The 17,689-nt window shown below is 74.0% G+C and carries 17 protein-coding genes; 6 read left to right on the forward strand and 11 right to left on the reverse strand.

Translation table 11 applies throughout. The features are described 5' to 3' along the window. Window positions 1–65: 65 nt before the first annotated feature. Genes ACQPZA_RS34490 through ACQPZA_RS34500 form a run of 3 tightly spaced genes read right to left on the reverse strand, consistent with a single transcriptional unit; the run spans window position 66 to window position 3,156 of the window. On the reverse strand, window positions 66–2,246 hold the full coding sequence (locus ACQPZA_RS34490; protein WP_433276434.1) for an FtsX-like permease family protein: 2,181 nt from the start codon (window positions 2,244–2,246) through the stop codon (window positions 66–68). Beyond that, window positions 2,246–3,037, reverse strand: a complete 792-nt coding sequence (locus tag ACQPZA_RS34495; protein ID WP_433276436.1) for an ABC transporter ATP-binding protein — start codon at window positions 3,035–3,037, stop codon at window positions 2,246–2,248. The genes ACQPZA_RS34490 and ACQPZA_RS34495 overlap by 1 nt, the downstream gene beginning before the upstream one ends. Next, complete coding sequence (locus ACQPZA_RS34500; protein ID WP_281359713.1) at window positions 3,034–3,156, reverse strand: hypothetical protein; 123 nt, start codon at window positions 3,154–3,156, stop codon at window positions 3,034–3,036. Before ACQPZA_RS34500 ends, ACQPZA_RS34495 begins: the two co-directional genes overlap by 4 nt. Before the next feature lie 118 nt (window positions 3,157–3,274). On the opposite strand from ACQPZA_RS34500, the gene ACQPZA_RS34505 reads away from it, so the two are divergent. Together ACQPZA_RS34505 and ACQPZA_RS34510 are read left to right on the forward strand one after the other, a co-directional pair. Next, complete coding sequence (locus tag ACQPZA_RS34505) at window positions 3,275–4,453, forward strand: sensor histidine kinase (protein ID WP_433276439.1); 1,179 nt, start codon at window positions 3,275–3,277, stop codon at window positions 4,451–4,453. Then, on the forward strand, window positions 4,450–5,088 hold the full coding sequence (locus ACQPZA_RS34510; RefSeq protein WP_433276441.1) for a response regulator: 639 nt from the start codon (window positions 4,450–4,452) through the stop codon (window positions 5,086–5,088). The genes ACQPZA_RS34505 and ACQPZA_RS34510 overlap by 4 nt, the downstream gene beginning before the upstream one ends. Window positions 5,089–5,118: 30 nt before the next feature. Here ACQPZA_RS34510 and ACQPZA_RS34515 read toward each other — a convergent pair whose 3' ends face one another. Both ACQPZA_RS34515 and ACQPZA_RS34520 read right to left on the reverse strand, forming a co-directional pair. After that, entirely contained in the window at window positions 5,119–6,030 is a 912-nt protein-coding gene (locus ACQPZA_RS34515; protein ID WP_433276443.1) for a S1C family serine protease, read from the reverse strand. A gap of 71 nt (window positions 6,031–6,101) precedes the next feature. After that, the gene (locus ACQPZA_RS34520; protein WP_169395444.1) at window positions 6,102–6,674 is read right to left on the reverse strand and encodes a peptide deformylase; all 573 of its coding nucleotides are present in this window, start codon (window positions 6,672–6,674) and stop codon (window positions 6,102–6,104) included. A gap of 154 nt (window positions 6,675–6,828) precedes the next feature. Between ACQPZA_RS34520 and ACQPZA_RS34525 the strand changes: the two genes are divergently transcribed. Both ACQPZA_RS34525 and ACQPZA_RS34530 read left to right on the forward strand, forming a co-directional pair. Beyond that, window positions 6,829–7,134: a DUF3263 domain-containing protein gene (locus ACQPZA_RS34525; protein WP_169395443.1), complete on the forward strand. Its 306-nt coding sequence runs from the start codon at window positions 6,829–6,831 to the stop codon at window positions 7,132–7,134. 56 nt (window positions 7,135–7,190) lie between these two features. Further along, entirely contained in the window at window positions 7,191–7,886 is a 696-nt protein-coding gene (locus tag ACQPZA_RS34530) for a LytR C-terminal domain-containing protein (RefSeq protein WP_344016303.1), read from the forward strand. Window positions 7,887–7,917: 31 nt separating this feature from the next. Here the strand turns inward: ACQPZA_RS34530 and ACQPZA_RS34535 are convergent, their stop codons facing one another. The 4 genes from ACQPZA_RS34535 to moeA form a co-directional block, all read right to left on the reverse strand. After that, a complete protein-coding gene (locus tag ACQPZA_RS34535; RefSeq protein WP_433276446.1) occupies window positions 7,918–10,212 on the reverse strand; it encodes an AAA family ATPase in 2,295 nt (764 codons plus the stop codon). A gap of 168 nt (window positions 10,213–10,380) precedes the next feature. Beyond that, window positions 10,381–11,391, reverse strand: a complete 1,011-nt coding sequence (gene pssA / locus ACQPZA_RS34540; RefSeq protein WP_433276448.1) for a CDP-diacylglycerol--serine O-phosphatidyltransferase — start codon at window positions 11,389–11,391, stop codon at window positions 10,381–10,383. Beyond that, window positions 11,391–12,146 (reverse strand): phosphatidylserine decarboxylase, encoded by a 756-nt coding sequence (locus tag ACQPZA_RS34545; RefSeq protein ID WP_344016299.1) that lies wholly within the window; start codon window positions 12,144–12,146, stop codon window positions 11,391–11,393. Before ACQPZA_RS34545 ends, pssA begins: the two co-directional genes overlap by 1 nt. A gap of 397 nt (window positions 12,147–12,543) precedes the next feature. After that, window positions 12,544–13,806 (reverse strand): molybdopterin molybdotransferase MoeA, encoded by a 1,263-nt coding sequence (gene moeA / locus ACQPZA_RS34550; protein ID WP_433276450.1) that lies wholly within the window; start codon window positions 13,804–13,806, stop codon window positions 12,544–12,546. Window positions 13,807–13,874: 68 nt separating this feature from the next. Here moeA and ACQPZA_RS34555 point away from each other — a divergent pair, with 68 nt between their 5' ends. Next, on the forward strand, window positions 13,875–14,078 hold the full coding sequence (locus tag ACQPZA_RS34555; RefSeq protein ID WP_075944303.1) for a cold-shock protein: 204 nt from the start codon (window positions 13,875–13,877) through the stop codon (window positions 14,076–14,078). Between the two features lie 255 nt (window positions 14,079–14,333). Further along, window positions 14,334–15,965, forward strand: a complete 1,632-nt coding sequence (gene groL / locus ACQPZA_RS34560; protein WP_169397055.1) for a chaperonin GroEL — start codon at window positions 14,334–14,336, stop codon at window positions 15,963–15,965. A 92-nt stretch (window positions 15,966–16,057) separates the two neighbouring features. Here the strand turns inward: groL and ACQPZA_RS34565 are convergent, their stop codons facing one another. Together ACQPZA_RS34565 and ACQPZA_RS34570 are read right to left on the reverse strand one after the other, a co-directional pair. Beyond that, window positions 16,058–16,399 (reverse strand): hypothetical protein, encoded by a 342-nt coding sequence (locus tag ACQPZA_RS34565; protein ID WP_433276453.1) that lies wholly within the window; start codon window positions 16,397–16,399, stop codon window positions 16,058–16,060. Window positions 16,400–16,628: 229 nt separating this feature from the next. After that, entirely contained in the window at window positions 16,629–17,648 is a 1,020-nt protein-coding gene (locus ACQPZA_RS34570) for a helix-turn-helix transcriptional regulator (RefSeq protein WP_433276455.1), read from the reverse strand. Window positions 17,649–17,689 lie beyond the last annotated feature (41 nt).

Raw genomic sequence — 17,689 nt, forward strand, 5'->3', positions numbered from 1 at the left:
GGGCAGCCGTATGTCGGCGCCCCTCCGGCCGGTGCCGTGTGGGGCGGACCCGCCGTAGCCCGCCCTCACGCCTCCTGGAGCGCGCGGATCGGCGGCACCCGACCGGCACGGACGGCCGGTGCCATCGCCGCCAATGCCGCCACGACGACGACCCCGACAACGAGCCCGGTGAGCGTCAGAATGGGCAGCGAGAGGCTTGTGGCGAGGCCGAGCACCTGCATGCCGAGCGCGCCGTAGACCGCACCGAGCACGGCCCCGACCACGGCGGCACCCGCGCCGGTCAGCGCGGCCTCCCAGGCCACCATCGAACGGACGCCGTGCCGGGACAGCCCCACCGCGCGCAGCAGCCCGGTCTCCCTGGTCCGTTCCGTCACCGACAGCGTCAGCGTGACGCCCACCCCCACCACGGCGACGAGCGCGGTCATCCCGACGAGCCCGAACCCGATGAGCTGCGCGATGGCGAGCGTCTCCTCCACCTGGTCCCGCGCGTCCCCGGCGTACTGCACCAGCGCGCCCGGCGCCCCGCTCGCCCCCTGCTCGACAGCCTTGCGGGCCTCGTCCTCCGCGACCCCCGGCGCGGGGTCGACGAACACGGCGGGCCCGTCGGCCCGCACCGTCAGCCGGGGATCGGCAGCCAGCCGGGCCGCCAGTGCCGCGGCGCCCTCGGCGTCCCCCGTCGCGACGACGACGTCGGTCGGGAACATCTCGGCGATGTTCTGCTCGGCTCCTGCGCGGACCGACGACACCCCGACCAGCAGGGCCGACGTCAGGCCGACGCCGAGAGCCAGCACCGAGATCGTCGCCGCGGTGCGTCGGGGCACCTGGGCGGCGTTGGCCACCGCGAGCCGCCCGGACGCGCCGCCGACCGCGGCGACCGGACGCCCGGCGACCGCCACCAGCCCCCGCACCAGCACGGGGCCGATGACGATGAGCGCGCCGAACGCGACGATCCCGGATCCCGCCACGACCAGCATCGCGAGCTCGTCGGAGGTCCGCGCGACGCCGAGTGCCAGTGCGGCGAGGCCGCCTGCGGCCACCGCCAGTACGGCGGCGACCGCGATCCGGCGTCCGGCGCGGGGTGTTCCGGCGTCCGAGGCGTCGGCGACACCCAGTGCGGCCACCGGGGGGATGCGCGCCGCCGCCAGCGCGGGTGCGAGCGCAGCCAGCACAGTCGCCAGCACGGCCACCACCAGCACCCCTGCGAGCCCCGCCCACCACACCACCAGGTCCGGCACGTCCTGCATGCCGCTCGCGCGCATCGCCGCGACCAGCCCGTACCCGGCGAGCAAGGCCAACCCCACGCCCAAGGCTCCCGCGACGAGGCCGGTGACGACCGCCTCGGCGAGCACGGCCCGGACCACCTGCCCCCGCCGGGCCCCCACGCACCGCAGCAGGGCCATCTGCGTGCGCCGCTGGGTGAGCACGATGCGGAAGGTGGACGCGACGATCACGGAGGCCGCGACCAGGGCCAGCGCCGCGAACACGCCGACGCCGACGAGCACGGCGCTCACCGAGGCCGACCCGTCTGCGAGCTCGGCCGCTCGCTGCTCGGTGCCCGTCCGTGCGGCGTCCGGGGCTCCGAGGGCAGCGGAGATACGGGCAGCCAGCTCCGCGGGGTCGACCCCCGGATCCGCGGCGACGTCCACCTGTTCGAGAAAGCCGCCGAGTGCCGACATGGCGTCGGGAGTGGTGACGAGCGAGTTCAGCCCTCCGTCGTCCAGCGGCACCACGGCGGTGACCGTCACCGTCCGCGGGGCCCCCGCACCCGCGGACAGCGTGACCGTGTCGCCCGGCGCGAGGTCGGTGCGCTTCGCCGTGCCCTCGCCCACCGCCACCTGGTCGAGTCCCGCCGGCAACGTGCCCCGCACCGGAGGTGCGGACAGGCGGGTGAGGGGCCCGGTCATCGGATCGGACGTCACCCGCCAGGTCGTGGCCGCGCCTGCGCCCCCGACGGTCGGGTAGAGCTCCCGCAGCTCCACGGCCTGCGCCACGCCGGCCACCGAGGACACCCGGCCGTCGAGGTCGGCACGGGCGTCCTCCGGCAGGCGGTCCGGCATGACGACAGCCGCGACCGTGTCGGGCGTCTCCACGCTGGTGGCGCCCAGGTACGAGCGCAGCGTCTCGCCGAACAGGAGCGTGCCGGCCGCGAAGACCGTGGCCACCGTGATGGCGAGCCCCGTGAGCAGCAGGCGTCCCGGACGGCGGCGCGTCTCGGCGAGCAGCGCCCCCGCCGCACCGGCGGCCATCAGATACCCGCCCGGGCGCCGGACAGCGCAGACAGTGCGGAGAGAACGGAGTCCGGGCGCGGGTCGGGCACCGAGCCGGCCACGCGACCGTCCCGCAGCAGGACCACCTCGTCGGCGAACGAGGCCGCGACCGGGTCGTGCGTCACCATCACGACGGTCTGGCCGAGCTCCCTGACCGACGTGCGCAGCAGATGCAGCAGTTCGTGGCCACTGGCGGTGTCGAGGTTGCCGGTCGGCTCGTCCGCGAAGACCACCTCGGGCCGGCCCAGCAGCGCCCTGGCCACGGCGACCCGCTGCTGCTGGCCGCCCGACAGCTGGGTGGGACGGTGCGTGAGCCGGTCGCCGATGCCGAGCAGGCCGACGAGGGTGTCGCGCCACGCCCGGTCGGGACGGCGCCCCGCCAGCCGTGCGGGCAGCTCGATGTTCTGTGCCGCGGTCAGCTGGGGCAGCAGGTTGAAGGCCTGGAACACGAACCCGATCCGGTCGCGACGCAGCGCGGTCAGCTGGGCGTCGCTGCACGCGCCCAGTTCGGTGTCGCCGAGGAGGACCTGGCCGGACGTGGCGTTGTCCAGCCCGGCGAGCAGGTGCAGCAGCGTGGACTTACCGGAACCAGACGGCCCCATGATCGCGGTGAACCGGGCCGCGGGTACGGCGAGATCCACCCCGTCGAGCGCGCGGACGGCGGCATCGCCGCGACCGTGGACCTTCACGAGCTCGACGGCGCGGATGGCCGGGCGGAGGTGGCGCGACGGCGCCCGCAGGTCGGCACCGGGCGGCAGCGGACCGGTCACCGCCGCGCACCCGGCGTGCCGAACCGCTCCAGGAGCGGCAGCGCCGCCATCAACGCCAGGACGAGCAGGCCCGTCGCCCATGCCGCGGTGCCCAACACCGCAGCGATCATGTCCGTCATGACCGGAACGATCTCAGTGCAGCTGCATGGCGCACCTCGTCCGGAGGACCGAACGGAACGCCCGGACCTCGTACTTCCGGCCGAGGGGGCACGAGCGGAGGCGCAATAGGCTCGTTGCATGATCCGCCCGCTCCGCTGGGTCCGGCGGCATGTCGACCTCGTGGTCGAGCTGGCCGCCTACGCGGTGTGGCTCCTGGCCGACGCCGTCATCTCCCACAACACCGGCAACTACCTCCCCGTCGTCGCCGGGATCGCCGTCGCCGGGATCGTCCTGCTGCGCAGGCGGCCGGGCGCGGACGCGGTCCTCGTCGCCGTGTTCGCGGTGGGCTCCTCGCTGACGATCTCGGTCCTCACCCTGACCCCGGCGGTCGGGTTGCTGGGCCGCCCGAACGGCCCCTACTTCCTCTCCTTCGCGGAGCTGCTCGCGCTCGCCGTGGCCGTCGTCACCGTGCTGCGCCGCTGCCGGCTGCGCCCCGCGCTGCTGCTCACCGCGGCCGCCGCGGTGGCGATCGTCGGGTCGCCGGTCATCCGATTCGCCCAGGACGACGCCCGCGGGCTCGCCCTGCCGTGCGCGCTCGGCTGGGGCGGCGCCGTCGCCGTCGGGCTCGTCCTGCGCGAGGTCGAGACGCGCAGGCGCGCGGCACTCGCGGACGTCCGGGCGGCGGAGCGGATGGAGCTCGCCCGCGAGCTGCACGACGTGGTCGCCCACCACGTCACCGGGATCGTCGTGGCTGCTCAGGCCGCGGCGGTGGTGGCCCGCACCTCCCCCGACGACGTCGACAGGGCGCTCGCCGCGATCGAGACGGCAGGAACGGACGCGCTGGCCGCGATGCGCCGGATGGTCGGGGTGCTGCGCGGCCAGGACGGGACGGAGGCCACGCGCACCCCGGGCGCGGAGCTGCGCGAGGTCCACACGCTCGTCCGCCGGTTCGACCCCGACGCCCGGCTCGTGCGGCTCGCGACCGCGCCCGGGCTGGAGCACGCCGTGCTGCCCGCGGGGATCGCCGCAACCGGGTACCGGGTCGTACAGGAAGCTCTGACCAACGTCCGCAGGCATGCTCCGGACGCCACAGCCGTGGAGGTGGACGTCCGGATGCGCGAGGAGGCACTGGTGGTGTCGGTCCGCAATGACGGGGTGTCAGCGGGGGGCGCCGGGCCACGCGCGGGGTCGAGCGGCTTCGGGCTCGCCGGGATGGCCGAGCGGGTGGGCGCGCTGGACGGCACGCTCACCGCCGGGCCGACGGGCCCCGGGGAGTGGACGGTGTCGGTGCGCCTGCCGCTGCGGGGCGCACGGTGATCCGGGTCCTGCTCGCCGACGACCAGGAGATGGTGCGCACCGGTTTCCGGCTGATCCTGTCGGCCGAGGACGGCATCGAGGTGGTCGGCGAGGCCGGCACCGGGGTCGACGCCATCGCCCGCGCCCGCGAGCTGCGGCCGGACGTCGTGCTCATGGACATCCGCATGCCCGAGCTGGACGGGCTGGAGGCCACGCGCCTGCTGATGGCCGACCGGGAGCCGCCGCGGATCGTCGTCGTCACGACGTTCGACCTCGACGAGTACGTGTACGGCGCACTGCGGGTGGGGGCGTGCGGGTTCCTGCTCAAGGACGCCGGGCCACGGCTGCTCGTCGAGGCGGTGCGGGCCGCGGCGGCGGGTGACGCGCTCGTCTCGCCGTCGGTCACCGTGCGGCTGCTGAAGCACCTGGCCACCCGGCCGGCCGCGGGGTCCCCGCTGCCCGACCCGCTCTCCCCACGGGAGCTGGACGTCGTGCGGGCCGTCGCCCGGGGCCGCACGAACGCGGAGATCGCGGCCGAGCTGTTCGTCTCCCTGTCGACGGTGAAGACGCACCTCACCAACGTGCAGGCCAAGCTGTCGGCCCGGAACCGGGTGGAGATCGCCGCGTGGGCGTGGGAGCACGGCTACGTGCGCTGACCCAGGGTGGTGTCGGCACAGCTGGTGGTGTCAGCGCAGCTCGGTGGGCACCGCGACCACGTCGACCATCGCTCCGTTGCGCAGCACGGTGACCGGCAGCGGCACCCCGATCGCGTCGCCGAAGAGCTGGCGCTGCACGCCCTGCGCGTCCTGCACCGGGCGCCGGCCGACGTCGAGCACGAGGTCGCCGGCCCGCAGGCCGGCCTGGGCAGCCGGGCTGCCGCCGATCACCTCGGCGAGGCGCAGCCCGCTGCCTCGGCCGTAGCGCTCGGCGACCGTCGCCGGCACGGGCGCGGGGGCGCCGACGACCCCGAGGTAGGCGCGCCGCACCCGCCCGTCGGCGAGCAGGGCGGCCACGATCCGCCGCGTCGTCGCGTTGACCGGCACCGCCAGCCCGAGCCCGACCCCGGCGACGGCGGTGTTGATCCCGACCACGCGCCCGCGGCTGTCGGCGAGCGCTCCCCCCGAGTTGCCGGGGTTGAGCGCCGCGTCGGTCTGGATGACGTCCTCCACGACGCGGCCCGCGCTCCCGCTGCGGGTGGGCAGGGCCCGGCCGAGCGCGCTCACGACGCCTGCCGTCACCGAGCCGGCGAGGCCCAGCGGGTTGCCGACGGCCACCACGAGCTGGCCGACGACGAGCTCGTCGGCGTCGCCGAGCCGCGCGGGCGGCGGCAGGTCGCCCGGCCGTGCGGCCCGGAGCACCGCGAGATCGGAGAGAGGGTCGGTGCCCACCACGACGATGTCGGCCTGGGTGCCGTCGACGAAGTCGGCGCGGCCCCGGGTGGCCTCGCCGACCACGTGGGCGTTGGTGACCAGTACGCCGTCGGCGTCGACGACCACGGCAGAGCCGCTGCCCCGCCCGGTGCGGATCGCCGCCACCCGGCCGGTCAGCTCGGCCGCCACCGCACTGACGGTGCGGGAGTAGGAGTCGAGTTCGTCCATGGCGACCTCCTTCTGCTTACAGTGTTGCAGAAGTCGGAACGCCAGGCTCTCCGCTCGTGTTCCTGGCGCTGCTAGACGTCCTCTGCCTGCTGGGTGGCCGGATCCCACGACAGCCCCGGCACCCCCCACTCGAGCTGCTTGAGCATCCGGCGGGCGGCCCGCTGGTTGCGCCCGACGAGCCGGTCGAGGTAGATCACGCCGTCGAGGTGGTCGGTCTCGTGCTGCAGGCACCGGGCCAGGAACCCGCGGCCCTCCACCGCCACCGGCGTCCCGTCGATGTCCGAGCCCGTGACACGGGCCCACTCCGCACGACCCGTCGGGAAGTGCTCGCCCGGCACCGAGAGGCAGCCCTCCTCGTCGTCCTCGGGGTCGGGCATCGTCTCGGGACGTTCCGAGGTCTCCAGCACGGGGTTGACGACGACGCCCCGCACCCTCTCCCGCAGTTCCTCGTCGGGACAGTCGTAGACGAACAGGCGCAGGTCGACCCCGATCTGGTTCGCTGCGAGGCCGACGCCGTCAGCAGCAGCCATGGTGTCGAACATGTCCTCGACCAGCGCCTTCAGCTCGTCGTCGAAGACCTCGACGGGCCGGGTGGGCGTGTGCAGGACAGGGTCACCGACGATGCGGATGGGACGGACGGCCACGGTGATGACAGTAGTCGCCGCTGGGGTACCGACCGTCGATCCACTCCTCCGGGTGCTGCGTGCCTGACCGCTTTCCGTCGGTCCATCGTGGTTGAATGGCCGCCGCGAATGACAGGCATGTCATTCGCCGACGGCCAGGCCTGCAAGGAGCGTGATGGAGTCCGCCACCGGCCCCAGCGGGGGGTCTCCCGCCGGGAGCGCCAACCGCGAGCTGGACCGCAGGGAACGCGAGATCCTCGCATTCGAGGGTCAGTGGTGGAAGTACGCCGGCGCGAAGGAACAGGCGATCCGCGAGCTGTTCGACATGTCGGCCACCCGCTACTACCAGGTCCTCAACGCACTGATCGACAAGCCGGAGGCGCTCGCCGCCGACCCACTGCTCGTACGCAGGCTCCGACGGCTGCGCAGCAGCCGGCAGCGCACTCGTGCGGCGCGTCGCCTGGGCATCGAGCCGTGGTAGCGGCACCATGATCGCCCCGGCCGCTGAACGGAACTAACCCCCCACCGGAGGCATTCGTGACCGCACCCGCTTCGTCCGGGGGGCCGTCTCCGCTGCGAATCGGCGGTCTCGCACTGATCGGTATCGGGATCATCGCCGGCGTCGTCGGTCTCACCGCGCTCGCCACCGGCGGTGGCGGCGACAACGGCTCGCAGGCGGCTGCGCCACCCCCGTCCACCCAGGTCACCGACACCCCCGCTCCCAGCGCGAGCGCGGCCGTCCCGCCCACCAGCGGTACCGCCCCCACCGGCGACAGCGCCGTGCCGCTGCCGTCGTTCAGCCCCACCCCCACCAACGGGGTCGCGGCGCCGCCCCCCGCCATCGCCTCCCCCGCCCCGCCCGGCTCGAGCGGTGCCGGCGGCCCGGGTGCCTCGACCACCAAGGACGACGTCTCGCGGTCGGGGGGCGCAGCCGGCTCCGGCACCGTGCGCGCCCCGCTGCGGGTCTACAACAACAGCACCATCACCGGTCTCGCCGCCCGTGCCGCCGCCGACTTCCGCAACGCCGGGTGGCAGGTCGAGGAGGTCGGCAACTATCCGTCCGGGATCATCCCGACGAGCACCGTCTACTACCGCCCCGGCACGGCCGAGCAGCAGGCGGCGCAGGCACTCGGCACCCAGTTCGGGCTGCGGGTCGAGCCGCGGTTCCAGGGTCTGGACGAGGCCAGCCCCGGACTGATCGTCATCGCCACCAACGACTACCGCGGCAGGTGACGCCGGCTGTCCTGGCCTGGCCCCAGGGCGGTCAGGACACCCGGCGCTCGGCGTAGGCCGCCAGCGCAGCCACCTGCACCGGGTCCAGCGACGGCGGCACGGCAGCGCGGGCCGCGGCGATGTGCGCGCCCGTCACCACGGCGGCGTCCAACGACTCCCGCATCGCGGCGAGAGCGGCCTCGCGCAGCACCGCGGCACAGTCGGCGGCCGAGTAACCGTCCAGGTCCGCGCCGAGGGCGTCGAGGTCCACGTCGTCGGCCAGCGGGATGTTCCTCCCGGACGCGCGCAGGATCTCGGCGCGGGCGGCCGCGTCGGGCGGCGGCACGTACACGAGCCTCTCCAGCCGCCCCGGCCGCAGCAGGGCCGGGTCGATCAGCTCGGGCCGGTTGGTGGCGCCGACGACGATCACGTCCCGGAGCGGCTCCGCCCCGTCGAGCTCGGTGAGCAGCGCGGCGACGACCCGATCGGCGACCCCCGAGTCGGACGACTGCCCGCGCCGCGGCGCGAGGGCGTCGACCTCGTCGAGGAACACGAGTGCCGGCGCGGCGTCGGCCGCCTTGCGGAACAGCTCGCGGACCGCCCGCTCCGACTCGCCGACGTACTTGTCGAGCAGCTCCGCACCCTTGACCGCGAACACGTTGAGCTGGCCGGTGCCGGCCAGCGCGCGCAGCAGGAAGGTCTTGCCGCCGCCGGGCGGACCGTAGACGAGCACCCCTCTCGGGGCGGCGACGCCGAGGCGGGCGAACGAGTCGGGGTACTGCAGCGGCCAGAGCACCGCCTCGGTGAGCGCCTGCTTGACCTCGACCATGTCGCCCACCTGGTCGAGGCTGATCCCGCCGGTCTGGAGGGTGTCCGACGACGACATGGAGATCGGGCGCACGGAGCCGACGGCGTCGAGCAGGTCTTCCTGGCAGATCCGGGGCTCGCCCTCGCCGGTGTGCCGGAGCGCGGCCTGCACCGCCGCCTCGCGCCGGGCCGCGACGAGGTCGGCGGCCACGAAGCCGGGGGCCCGCTCGGCCACCGCCTTGAGGTCCACGTCGTCGGCCAGCGGCACCGTGGCCAGCAGCCTGCGCAGCAGCTCGGTGCGCGTGCGCAGGTCGGGCAGCGCCAGCCCGAGCTCACGATCCACGAGGTCGGGGGCGCGCAGCCGCGGGTCCACCGACTCGGGCGACGCGGTGGTGGCGACCAGGGCGAGCCCCGGTGTCCCCACCGCCTCCCGCAGCGCGTCCAGCACGATGGTGGCCAGTGGCGGGGGCGAGGCGGCCGGGAGCAGGGCGTCGACGTCGGTGACCACCAGCACCGTCCGGGTGCCCGCCCGGGCCGCCGCCCGCGCCGCACCGACCACCTCGTGCACCCGTTGCGAGGCGGCGCCCGCTTCGATCGCAGCCACTCCCGGCGCCGCGAGCTCCACGCAGGACGCGCCGACGGCGGCGGCGGTGCTGCGCGCCAACGTCAGCTTCCCGACGCCCTCGGGGCCGACGAGGAGCACTCCGAGCCGAGCGGAACCGCCGAGGCGGGTGAGCAGCTCCGGCCGGTCGAGGGTGAGCTCCAGCCACTCGACGAGCCTGCGCGCGGCGTCCGTGTTGCCGACCAGATCCTCGACGGCGACAGCCGGCTCGCCGACCTGCTCGACGACGGCCTGCTCGACGACGGCCCGGGCACCGGGCGTGGCCGGTGCCGCCGGTGCGCCCGGCACGACCCGGGCCGGACCGGCACCGCTCGCACCAGCGGACGGCCCTGCCCCGTCGACCGGAACGCCGGTCACCGGGCCGCCCTCCCAGCCCACCACGGTGCTCGGCAGCACGGCCACCGCCCCCGCCGGTTCGACCGTGGCCACGGTGAGCAGTTCGGTGGTCCACGCGCTGCCCAGAGCGCCGGCGACGCGCGTGCGCGCCGTGTGCACGTCCAGGCCCGGTGCCGGCTCGACGTCCTGCGGCAGCAGGGAGACCGCGTCGCCACCGGTGACGACCTTGCCCAGCAGCGCGAGCCGCACGGTCTCCGGGGTGAGCGCGGCACGGGCGAGCCGGGAGCCGGTGAGCAGGACCCGACGGGCGGGTTCGACGAGTGCCGGCGCCACCACCACCGCGGCCCCGTCGGACAGCCCCGTGTTGGAGAGGGTGACGTCGTCCAGCGTCGCCTGCCCGGCCGGCCCGACCGCCGGGGCGACGAGAGCCGTGGTCACGCGCGCTCCCGTCAGGGTGACGGCATCCCACGAACGCAGCCCGAGCGCGTCGATGACCTCGGGGTGCAAACGCACGACACCGCGCCTGGCGTCGGCAGCGGACGCGGCGAGGCGGGCGACGAGGGTGATCGAGGGGGCCGGCACGGGCTGAACGCTAACGCCCTCCCCCCAGCCCCCGGCACCCGCCGCATCATGGACGGACCCCGCGTCATGGACACATGACGCGGTCCGGGACGGGCTCAGAACAGCGATATGTGTCCATGACGCTGCTGGGCGGGCTGCGGCAGCAGAAACGGGCCTCCCGGGCAGGTGTCAGCGGCGGCGGGCCCGGCGCAGGCCGAGCCGCAGCCTGCTGCGGGGGGGTAGGGGGGCCGGGCCGGGGGCCCGGCCGTTGCCGGTGCGGCCGTTGCCTGCGCGGCCGCGCTGGATGGCTCCGGTGGGGTCGTCGCCGAACCGGCGGACGGCGGCGGCCATGGCGCTGGCCCGCCCGGCGACGCGGCGGCGCAGCGGGGAGCGCAGGCCGAGGCGGCGGGCCGAGCGGGCGGCCCGTGCGACGGCGCGGCGCTCCCGTACCGGGACGCCCCAGGCCTCCGGGTGCCGGGCGAGCCAGCGGTACCGGTAGCCGGTGTAGGGGATCAGCAGCAGGTAGACCACGGCGACGATGGCGAGCCCGAGGAACGGTGCAGTGATCAGCAGCGCGGCGGCGATGCCGACCAGCACCAGCAGCGGGGCGATGTAGTTGGGCGGCACCCGCACGGTCTTGAACGACAGCGTGGGTAGTCGGCTCACCATCAGCCCGGCCACGAGCAGGGCCCACAGTCCCACCAGCAGCGGGGCCGACCACCAGCCCGGCCCGAAGTGCAGGGTGAGGTAGAGCGGGATGCCTGCCGACAGCGCCGCGGCGGGGGCCGGGACGCCGACGAAGAACTCCTTGGCGAAGGGGTACTCGTCCTCGGCGTCGATCAGGGTGTTGAAGCGGGCCAGCCGCAGGGCCATGCAGATCGCGAAGACCAGCGCGACGATCCAGCCGAACCGGCTGCCCTCCAGCGCCCAGATGTAGATGACCAGCGCGGGCGCGACGCCGAACGACACCAGGTCGGCCAGCGAGTCGAGCTCTGCGCCGATCCTGGTGCTCGCGTCGAGCAGCCGGGCGAGCCGCCCGTCGAGCGCGTCGCACAGCGCGGCGGCACCCACGGCGGCGACGCACAGCTCGAAGCGCCCGCTCAGCGCGAAGTAGACCGCGGAGAGCCCGGCGCAGAGCGCGAGGACGGTGACGGCGTTCGGCAGCAGCCGGACACCTGCGGAGTAAGGCGGCGCGGGCATCAGGACACCCCGTGCCCTGGCAGCTCGGCCAGCACTGTCTCGCCGCCGATGGTGCGCTGCCCGACGGAGACGGTGACCCGCGAGCCGGGGGGCAGGTAGACGTCGACTCGGGAGCCGAACCGGATGAGCCCGTAGGTCTCACCGGCCGCGACCTCGTCGCCCGGGCCGACATCGCACACGATGCGCCGCGCGAGCAGCCCGGCGATCTGGACGACCCCGAGCCGGACGCCGCCGGCGGTCTCCAGCAGCAGGGCGCTGCGCTCGTTGTCCTCGCTGGCCTTGTCGAGGTCGGCGGACAGGAACCGGCCGGGGCGGTACTCCACGGCGAGCACGCGCCCGTCGACGGGGATCCGCTGCACGTGCACGTCCAGCACGGACAGGAACACGCTCACCCGGCACACCGGTGTGGGCGGGAGGTCCAGCTCGGGCGGGGGCAGCACGTCGGAGACGGTGGCCACCGTGCCGTCGGCGGCGGCGAGCACCACGTTGTCGAGCGGTGGCCGGACGCGGCGGGGGTCGCGGAAGAAGGCGGCGGTGGCCGCGGTGGCGAGCGCGCCCGCCAGGGTGCCGCGGCCGGTGGCTGTCCTGATCACCGCTGCTGCCGCCGCCACGGCCGCCACCAGAGGGCGGCCCCCGGGGTGCATCGGGGGGAGGGCGGCGCGGATGAGCCCGGCAACGTGTGGCAGCGACAGCCCGGCGTGGGACGGTGCTGGAGGGGAGGCCCCGGGAGGGGCGGCTCCGATGGGGTCGGGCATGGGGGCGGGTCGGCTCCTCCGGGTGGCGACACGGGACGATCGCAGCGGCGGCTACGGTACGCGAGAGCAGATCGTCACCGTGTGCCACACTGCCGTCACCGGGCCGAGGACCGGGTGAACGCAAAGGGCCGGGGCCGTCATCCCCCGAGACGACGACCCCGGCCGTGGAACCGCTCGTCCGCTCCCCAGCGACGGGCGGTAGGTCCGTTGCGACACGACCTCGGTCTCCCGACGCCGCTCTACAAGTATCCCCGAGTACCCGATCGATCGTCCAGATCACAGGCCCTGAAAGGCTGTGATGTGCACCGATCGGCCGAACACCCAATCAGTAAGACGCTCCGGGAGCGGGAATTGTTGCCTCTAGAGCCTGTGACCTGAGTCACATTTTAGTCGCTGCTCAGGGCTCGAGCAACCACACCTCGACCGGCGAGCCCGCGTCGAGCTCCGTCACGTCCTCCGGAACGACGACCAGACACTCCGCCCTGGCCAACGAACCGAGGAGGTGCGACGCCGGCGTTCCGACCTCCCGAACCGTGCCGTGCACCGCGTCGAGGACGCCTCTGCGGAACTGCCGACGACCCGCGGGCGAGGTCCAACGCTCACTGAGCGTAGCCGTCACGACGGGCCGATCGGGGTACGGATGCCCGAACGAGGCCCGCAGGGCGGACCGGACGAACACCTCGAACGAGACATGTGAGCTCACCGGGTTACCGGGCAGCGTCACCACCCCGACCCCGCCCAGGTCGCCGACACGCCCTGCCCCCTGGGGTCCGCCGGGCTGCATGGCGACCTTGCCGAACTCCACACCGCGCCCGGAGAACGCGTCGCGCACCACCTCGTACGCCCCCGCGCTCACCCCGCCGGAGGTCAGCACGAGATCGACGTGCCCGGCGTCGAGGCGACGGCGGATCCGGTCGAGGAACTGCTCGACGTCGTCCGGAACGAACCGGAGCAGCTCGGCACGACCGCCTGCGTCCTCGACCGCAGCCGCGAGCATCGGGCCGTTCGACTCGTAGATCTGCCCCGGCTGCAGCGCGGTCCCGGGCGCCACGAGCTCCGATCCGGTGGACAGCACCAGCACGGTGGGCAGGCGCCGCACCGCCACGGTGACCGCACCGACCGCTGCCGCCACCCCGATCTGGGCCGGGCCGAGCACCATGCCCGCGGTGAGGACGACGTCGCCGGCCAGCACGTCCTCGCCCGCGTAGCGGACGTGCGCGCCCGGGGCGGGAGCAGCGGAGAGCCGGACCGTCGCGGTGCCGCCGTCGGTGTCCTCGACGGGCACCACGGCGTCGGCCCCTGCTGGCAGCGCGGCACCCGTCATGATCCGGTGGGCGGTGCCGGGTTCGAGCGGTGGCACGTCGAGACGCCCCGCCGGGATGTCGGCGCCGACGGGCAGTTCGACGGGACGCGAGTCCTCCCGGCCCGCCACGTCGGCGGCGCGCACGGCGTACCCGTCCATCGCCGAGTTGTCGAAGGACGGCAGCGAGACCGCCGCCACGACGTCGGCGGCGAGCACGCGCCCCCTGGCCTGCCCCACCGGGACGTCCTCGGCGGGCATCGGCGGCAGCAGCGCAGCGACCACGGCACGGTGTTCTTCTACGGTCCTCGGGAAGCTCGCCACACAGGCATCCTGCCTGACCTCACTCAGCGATCTCATAAGGGCGCGGGCGCTGGTTTTTGGGTAGCGTCGATCGGGCGTAGATCAGCGAGGAACATGGAGGTGCCGTGGCTCAGGGCACGGTCAAGTGGTTCAACGCGGAGAAGGGCTTCGGCTTCATCGCCACCGACGGTGGGCCGGACGTCTTCGTCCACTACAGCGCGATCCAGTCGGACGGTTTCAGAACGCTGGACGAGGGCGACCGCGTGGAGTTCGAGACGACGGCAGGTCGGGACGGGCGCAGCCAGGCCGACGCGGTGCGTCGTATCTGACGGAGCCGCCGGCGCGGCGAGTCACCAGGGGGGATCGGTCGAACCGGTCCCCCCGGCTCGTTTCCGGGGCCTCCCACCACCGTCGGGTGACCTTGCACTCGCCGGGCGCGAGTGCTAAAACCGGGTTGGCACTCGGCACGGTAGAGTGCCAGATGTCGAGCAGGTGAGACCGGCGCAGGGTTGTCGGTCGTCCGTCGCGGGCGCCGGGCTCGACGCGAGACTTTCGTGTCATCCCAATCGGAGGACAACACCCCCATGGCGAAGATGATCGCTTTCGACGAGGAGGCGCGCCGCGGGCTCGAGCGCGGCATGAACACCCTCGCCGACGCTGTCAAGGTGACGCTCGGCCCGCGTGGCCGCAACGTTGTCCTGGAGAAGAAGTGGGGCGCGCCCACCATCACGAACGATGGTGTGTCGATCGCCAAGGAGATCGAGCTCGAGGACCCCTGGGAGAAGATCGGGGCCGAGCTCGTCAAGGAAGTTGCCAAGAAGACCGACGACATCGCGGGTGACGGCACCACCACCGCCACCGTGCTGGCGCAGGCGCTGGTCCGCGAGGGCCTGCGCAACGTCGCCGCCGGCGCGAACCCGATGGCGCTCAAGCGGGGCATCGAGAAGGCCGTCGAGGCCGTCTCCCAGCAGCTGCTCAAGACCGCCAAGGAGGTCGAGACCAAGGAGCAGATCGCTGCCACCGCCTCGATCTCCGCGGCCGACTCCACCATCGGCGAGCTGATCGCCGAGGCGATGGACAAGGTCGGCAAGGAAGGCGTGATCACGGTCGAGGAGAGCCAGACCTTCGGTCTGGAGCTCGAGCTCACCGAGGGCATGCGCTTCGACAAGGGCTACATCTCGCCCTACTTCGTCACCGACGCGGAGCGGATGGAGGCCGAGCTCGAGGACCCCTACATCCTCCTGGTCAGCTCCAAGATCTCCACCGTCAAGGACCTGCTCCCGCTGCTGGAGAAGGTCATGCAGGGCGGCAAGCCGCTCGCGATCATCGCCGAGGACGTCGAGGGCGAGGCCCTGGCCACCCTGGTCGTCAACAAGATCCGTGGCACCTTCAAGTCCGTTGCCGTCAAGGCGCCGGGCTTCGGTGACCGCCGCGAGGCGATGCTGGCCGACATGGCCATCCTCACCGGTGGCGAGGTCATCTCGGAGAAGGTCGGCCTCAAGCTGGAGAACGCCGACCTGTCGCTGCTGGGCCGCGCCCGCAAGGTCGTGGTCACCAAGGACGAGACCACCATCGTCGACGGTTCCGGCGACGCCGACCAGATCGCGGGCCGGGTCAACCAGATCCGCGCCGAGATCGAGCGCACCGACTCCGACTACGACCGCGAGAAGCTGCAGGAGCGCCTGGCCAAGCTGGCCGGCGGTGTTGCGGTCATCAAGGCCGGAGCGGCCACCGAGGTGGAGCTCAAGGAGCGCAAGCACCGCATCGAGGACGCCGTTCGCAACGCGAAGGCGGCCGTCGAGGAGGGCATCGTCGCCGGCGGTGGCGTCGCCCTGATCCAGGCCGGTGCCGGCCTGTTCGAGGGTCTCGGCCTGGACGGTGACGAGGCCACTGGCGCCAACATCGTCAAGGTCGCGCTGGAGGCTCCGCTCAAGCAGATCGCCATCAACGCCGGCCTCGAGGGCGGCGTCGTCGCGGAGAAGGTGCGCGGGCTCAACGCCGGCGAGGGCCTCGACGCGGCCACCGGTGAGTACAAGGACCTGATCAAGGCCGGGATCATCGACCCCGCCAAGGTCACCCGCTCGGCGCTGCAGAACGCAGCCTCGATCGCGGCCCTGTTCCTCACCACCGAGGCCGTCATCGCCGACAAGCCGGAGAAGAACCCGGCCCCGGCCGGGGGCGACCCGACCGGCGGCATGGGCGGCATGGACTTCTGAGTCCGTCCCACCCCGCAGTACCCAGCTCGTCCCGCAGGGGCGGCACCCGGTTCCGGGTGCCGCCCCTGCGGCGTTCCGGACGCGCTCACCCCCTAGAGCAGGGTGACCGCCGCGAAGAAGAGCAGCGGCACCACGTAGCCGAGCAGGCAGATGCCCAGCCGGGCGGCGACCTGGGCCAGGGTGGTGGCCCGCCTGCCCCAGATGCCGAAGACCACCGGCACGAGCAGCGTCGCGAGACAGGCGACCACGAGGAACTCCCCCACCGCGGCGCACCGGTTCGCCGCCGAGCTCGCCCCGGAGTCGTAGCACAGGGCGAACATCCCGCCGGCCCCCACGCCGAACAGGGCCGTCACCAGGGAGAGCGGGATCGTCAGGACCAGCGCCACCCCGTACAGGACGCGGCCGCGGCGGGCCGGTGCGGTGGTCATCTCCATGATCCGGACCCTAGATCGCGTGAATCGCCAGTGCGTCCGGAGAACTACGGAACCGCCGGTCGCCGATGATCTGGGCGGGACCACCTGCAAGCCCCCCGGCACCCAGCGCCGCCTCCGTGGCGAGTCCCCCCGAGGGGCGCTGGTGCGGTGGTCCCGCCCATGTCCTGAACGGTAGTGGCCGCGCCGGTCCGGCGGCCTCCGAAGAACCACTGGGTAGGAGTCGGTAGATCTACGGAACCGGTCCGGTGGGCGCACCACTGGGCGGCAGGGTGGCAGCGGCGACGTAACGGGCCGCGGTGGCCGCCGCCCGTTCGACGACGGCCGCACGCAACTGCGGGGGCTCGATCGCCTCGGCGTCCGGACCGAGGGCCCAGACGGCGCCCAACGCGTGGTCGAGCCCGGTGAACTCCAGCTCGAGACGCAGCCACCCGTCGCCGTCGACCTGCTCGGCGATCACCTGACGCACGGAGCGCACGAGGGCGCCCCTCGCGTGCGAGCGGACCCGGACCGTCACGGTCAGGGCGGCCATGGTGGCCGCGAACCGCGCGCGGCGCTCCTCCCAGGCCCGCTGCAGGTCCACCCCGGCGGGCCGGTCGGCGGCTTCGGCCAGCTCCTCGACGGCGAGGATCCGGGACAGCCGGTAGGTCCGGTCCGCGCCGTCACGGGTGGCGAGCAGGTACCACCGGCCGCGGGCGTTCACGAGGCCCACCGGATCGACCGTCCGCCACCGGGCCTCCTCCCCGGACGCGGCGTAGTGGACGCGCAACCTGCGTCCGGCGAACACGGCGCCCCGGACCACGGCCAGCCGCTCCTCGTCGTCGGGAGCCTCCGCCGCCGGGCCGTGCGTCCGGCCGACCATGCCCTCCCGCCGGACCAGGATGCGTCCGGCGTCGCGGGTGGCGGCGGCGCGTCGCTGCTGGGGCAGCGCCGCCACGACCTTCCGCATGGCGGACGCCAGCGCCGGTGCTCCGCCGGACGGCGGGGGCGCGGTCTGCGAGCCGGCCACCAGCAGCGCGAGCGCCTCGTCGTGGGTCAGTCCGGTGAGGTCGGTGGTGTAGCCGGGGAGGAGCGCGAACCCCCCGTGGCGGCCGCGCTCGGCGTACACCGGAACGCCGGCGGCCGAGAGCGCGTCGACGTCACGCAGCACCGTGCGCGTGGACACCTCCAGCTCCCGGGCCAGCGCCGGAGCCGTCATCCGTCCGCGGTGCTGCAGCAGCAGGAGCAAGGACAGCAGACGGTCGGCACGCACGCCACGAAGAATCGCAGATATACACGACACAAGGTGTCGGG

Origin of the sequence: Pseudonocardia xinjiangensis, assembly GCF_050948425.1 — a bacterium.
Lineage (GTDB): Bacteria > Actinomycetota > Actinomycetes > Mycobacteriales > Pseudonocardiaceae > Pseudonocardia > Pseudonocardia xinjiangensis.